The organism is Streptomyces sp. NPDC111802, from assembly GCF_055634335.1.
Genome location: NZ_JBVKCZ010000153.1, coordinates 1 through 4106, shown reverse-complemented (window position 1 = coordinate 4106; position 4106 = coordinate 1). Strand labels below are relative to the sequence as shown.

Genomic DNA, 4106 nt, shown 5'->3' with positions numbered 1-4106 from the left:
CAACTTGTTGGGGTTGCAGGTTGTTGAGGGTGTGGCAGGTGGTGGTGGGGCTGGGTGGCGGCCCTGGTTTCAGCCTGCGGTGGGCAGGGCGGTGACGCTGGTGATGTGGTCCCAGACGGTGAAGCGGGTGGTCATCTCGGCCCGGTACTCGGGTGGGAGCTGCGGGCTCAGGGCCGGTACGGGCCTGAACTTCGCGACGTGCTTCCTGGGTTCGTGGCGCTCGGCGCGGCCGTGGTGGCTCCCCTGCTGCTGCTCGCCGGGCTCTACCGAGCGTTCGGCGTTGTCGGGGTGGTGCTCGGCTTCGCCCTCCTGGTGGCCGCCGTGACTGCGGGATGGCGCTTGGCCCGGCCACTCGTCCGCCGGCGCGGTGGCCACTACGCCCCGGCTGACCTCGCCCGGCTCGATGACCCCGGCCTGGTGGTGGCTGCCGCGCGGATGCTGCGCCGCGACGGCTGGCACGTCACCGACCTGACCCAGCATGGTCCGCCCCGCCTGTACGCCCGGGACCAGCTCGGCCGCCAACTCGACGTGGCGTTCCGCCCGGTGGCGACAGCGGACGAGGACGAGGGCACCCCCGGCGCCGCACCGCTGCGGGAGGCGGGCCGCTCCGGGGTCGACCGCCTCGTCCGGGTCGTCATCCACCGCGGCAGCTTCAGCCGCGCGGACGTGCGCTGGGCCTCCCGCCAGGGCGGCGTCCACCTCCTCGACGGCCACCAGCTGCAGCGCTGGGCGGGCGGCGCTTCCCTCGATGACCTGGGCCTTCTCGGCTGACGCCTCGTCGTGCCGTTGCTCGCGGCGCGGGCGCCGCCGTGCCGGTTCAACCTGCCGCAAACAGGGCGGTGTCGGCACCTTCGGGAGCACCGGGCCGTTTCTGGCCACAGCGCAGCTTCAGGTGGCCGAGTTCCACATATCGCAGCTGGTGGCCGGACCCGTACCTTGCGTCATGTGCGCTGATCAGTGACGGTTCCGACTCCGTCCTGGCGGCGTCATCATCTTGAAGGGGAACAGCATGGCAACAGGCACGGTGAAGTGGTTCAACCCCGAAAAGGGATTCGGCTTCATCGACCAGGACGGTGACGGCCCGGACGTGTTCGTCCACTTCTCCGCGATCCAGTCGACGGGGGGCTACCGCTCACTGGACGAGAACCAGAAGGTGGAGTTCGAGATCACCCAGGGCCCCAAGGGCCCCCAGGCCGACAACGTTCGCACCGTCTGACGAAGCCAGCGCCCGGCGTCCCGCACCACTGCCGCGGGACGCCGGGCATTGTTGGAGGATGGCATGTCTCCACCGGTGCAGGCTCCGTCAGCCAGCCTCCTCAGTCGGCTTCGCGCAGGGCCTTGAGCACCAGGGGCGGGACATCGCACCGCGGACCCGTTCGGCCAGCTGGTTGGCGCTGGCACCGGTCGCCTTTTGCTCGGCGCGCAGTGCGGCACCGAGTACCTCGCGTTCCTCGTCGTCCTGGTCCAGCGCGGCGAGTACGGCCTCGGCGACGCTCGGCAGGTCACTGGTCAACGCGTTGACCAGCCAGGCCGGCGGTTCGTCGGACGCGTCGGCGGGCTCGGGGCTGTCGCGGGGTGCCGGGAGCGTTTCCGCCCCGCACGGGGCGTGGACCAGGTTGCCGCTCAGCACTCCGGCCGAAGCCCCAGGCAGCGCCCTGGGCGCCGGCGTGGGCGGATGCGGCGCCCGCGCACCGAGGACTGGCGTAGCAGCCGGAGCGGTGGCAGCTGCTGCCCGGGTGAGGTGGTGGGGCGCAGCCGTCGCCAGGTGGTGGAGCCGCACGGTTGGCGACGGCTGCGGCGCGGGGGTGCGGGCCTTGTCCGGGTGCGCGGCCCCGTGCGCTGGTTCGTCCTTACCGGCTGCCGGAGAGCGGCGCGGGAGTGCGCTGCGGGCGGGACACGCGCGCCGGCGGGACGGCCGGGGGCGGGACCGGGTGACAGCTCGGGCCCGTTCTCCCCGTTGATGGAAGCGTAGAGCGATGCTTTGGCCAGGTGTAGGGCGCATTCCGGATAGCATGGGTGCGCGCCCGCGCACTACCCGGCGGAAGCTGCGGGCAGCTCAGCCGCCGCACTGTTTACGGGGCCTGGGCGTCGCCGCTCCCGTCTTGCCCGGCTCGTCCCCCAGCGGTTGTCCGGGCCGGGCGCGCAGCGGGGCTGGCAGGATGAGCGAGTGACACAAGAGTGGGATGGGCCAGGCGAGTTGGAGCGGGCGGCGGCCGAGTTGAGGGTCGCGCAGGCTGCAGTGGCGACGGCGCGCAGGAAGCTGACCGCTGTGATCGTCGCGGAACATCGCGCCGGGATGCCGGTGCCCGAGCTCGCCGAGCGTACGGGCAGGACTTCCGTCGACATCCGCAATCTCCTGGACGCTGCTGGATGGTGACGCCCCTTGCGGACACCGTTCGTCCCCGGTACCGCCCCGGGCCAGGGCGGGCCGGGAGGCCGGTGGATCTGTGGGCCTGGCGGGTAGTTGAAGCCAGGAAAGGGTTTCTCGGGCCTTGGCGGAGGCCGCCGCCGGCCGGACGACGGCAGCCGTGTGCGCGAGGGACGCTGGGCTCCCCTTCCCCAGCATCCCTCGCGCCGTTCGTCCTCGCCGGGTCCCGGGGTGTGCGGGAGTCCACCCCGGGGTGGTACAGGCCGGCAGGACGCGCCCGGGGGCGCAGACACCTGTGGCCGCGGTGGCTGCGCCCCACCCATGGGCTGGTGGGGGCGGTGTAGCGCAGATGGTGTGCTGCGGGTGAGCCTGCCCGCATCTGCCAGGCTCATGCAGGCGGCGGCACCCCTTCGCGGGGGCGGGATGGTGGGTTTGCGGCCGGGGCGGGCGCATACGACAAGCGCCGGGCGGCGGGCGGGGCGGTGGAACGCTCGGGGGTGAGCGCCCCGATCGGGTGAAGTGCCGCGATCCGTGGGGTGTGACCGGGGGTTGTGGCGCGGGTGGGTCAGAACGGGTGCGGCTCGGCAGGCGCCGGTGCCGTGGTCGGCTGTGCGCGGTCGGGCGCCGCCGCGGGTCCGCCCTGGGATGCTGTGCCTGCGCGGTAGGTCTTGGTGATTGTGGCGGTGACATGGGCGAGGGAGACGGCGACGTCCTCGGCATCGATCTCCAGGGTGGTGCGGCGCTGGCCTTCCTTGTCGTCGAAGGTGTGCTGCCGCAGCCTGCCGGTGACAATGATCCGCATGCCGCGGCTGAGCGACTGTGCTGCGTTTTCGCCGGCCTGCCGCCACAGCGAGCAGCGCAGGAACAGCGGCTCCCCGTCGACGAATTCGCTGCGGTCACGGTCGAAGACGCGCGGGGTGGAGGCGACGGTGAAGGAGGCGACGGGCAGGCCCGAGGCGGTGTGCCGCAGCTCCGGGTCGGCGGTCAGGTTGCCCGCCACGGTCACCAGCGTCTCGCCCGCCATACTCTGTTGCCCCCATTGCCTGTTTCCTGGCTTTCTCTCACCGTACCGGCCCGGCGGGCCGCTACGGTGACGGATGGCCGCAGAAGCGCGAGGAATCGGCGCAGGGCGTGACGCACTGGGTGAACATGTCGACCGTCTCTGCCAACGCCTGCGTGGGCGGGCCAGTTCCTCAATGCGCACGCGCCGCACGATCGCCTTGACATGCCCGGGATGCCGGGCCCCCACGGTTCCGCCAGGCAAGTGGTCCTCAATGACACACCAGGGCTATGACGGCGCACCCTGCGGACCGGGGTGTGCCCCGGCGCATACGTGGAGCCCAAGCGTGCCTCAAGTCAGCTCCGCTGACTCTTTACACACGGGATACGCACGGTGCCTACTCATACCTACGAGGGGCACCGTCCCCTCGGGCCGATGCCTCCCCGCATGGGGCGTGCGACCATCGGCCCACTCCCGGCCAGCGGAACAGGCACTTGTGCCGCAGCCGGAGAAACGGTCCGGGCCGGGAGCGATGGGTGCGCGCGACGATCCGGCCCGGGCCACTCAACACAACAGCACGAAGAGGCACCGAGTGGTCCCTCCCCTGCCACCCACAGGGGAGGGGCCACTGACCCGGTACTATAGGGGAGCTTCGAGAGCTTGTTGTCGGCGTTTCTCGTAGTGGATCTTGCGGGCGGCGGCTTGGTGGGCGCGGCGCCATAGTGACTGGGCGGCGAT

At 71.8% G+C, this 4106-nt stretch carries 5 protein-coding genes; 3 read left to right on the top strand and 2 right to left on the bottom strand.

The window, feature by feature from the left end; all coding sequences use genetic code 11:
* Window positions 1–198: 198 nt before the first annotated feature.
* Window positions 199–771 carry a hypothetical protein gene (locus ACZ7NC_RS44750; protein ID WP_471497981.1) on the top strand — a complete coding sequence of 191 codons (573 nt, stop codon included), beginning with the start codon at window positions 199–201 and terminating at the stop codon, window positions 769–771.
* Window positions 772–1009: 238 nt separating this feature from the next.
* Window positions 1010–1216 carry a cold-shock protein gene (locus ACZ7NC_RS44745; protein ID WP_471497978.1) on the top strand — a complete coding sequence of 69 codons (207 nt, stop codon included), beginning with the start codon at window positions 1010–1012 and terminating at the stop codon, window positions 1214–1216.
* Window positions 1217–1303: 87 nt separating this feature from the next.
* Here ACZ7NC_RS44745 and ACZ7NC_RS44740 read toward each other — a convergent pair whose 3' ends face one another.
* Window positions 1304–1630 carry a hypothetical protein gene (locus ACZ7NC_RS44740; protein ID WP_471497975.1) on the bottom strand — a complete coding sequence of 109 codons (327 nt, stop codon included), beginning with the start codon at window positions 1628–1630 and terminating at the stop codon, window positions 1304–1306.
* A gap of 537 nt (window positions 1631–2167) precedes the next feature.
* On the opposite strand from ACZ7NC_RS44740, the gene ACZ7NC_RS44735 reads away from it, so the two are divergent.
* Complete coding sequence (locus ACZ7NC_RS44735; protein WP_471497971.1) at window positions 2168–2377, top strand: hypothetical protein; 210 nt, start codon at window positions 2168–2170, stop codon at window positions 2375–2377.
* 556 nt (window positions 2378–2933) lie between these two features.
* On the opposite strand, the gene ssb is transcribed toward ACZ7NC_RS44735, so the two are convergent.
* Complete coding sequence (ssb, locus tag ACZ7NC_RS44730) at window positions 2934–3392, bottom strand: single-stranded DNA-binding protein (protein ID WP_471497967.1); 459 nt, start codon at window positions 3390–3392, stop codon at window positions 2934–2936.
* Window positions 3393–4106: the final 714 nt, after the last annotated feature.

Coding starts and splice junctions, on each gene's coding strand:
- ACZ7NC_RS44745 (WP_471497978.1), top strand. CDS start 1,010: ATGGCAACAGGCACGGTGAAGTGGTTCAACCCCGAAAAGGGATTCGGC.
- ssb (WP_471497967.1), bottom strand. CDS start 3,392: ATGGCGGGCGAGACGCTGGTGACCGTGGCGGGCAACCTGACCGCCGAC.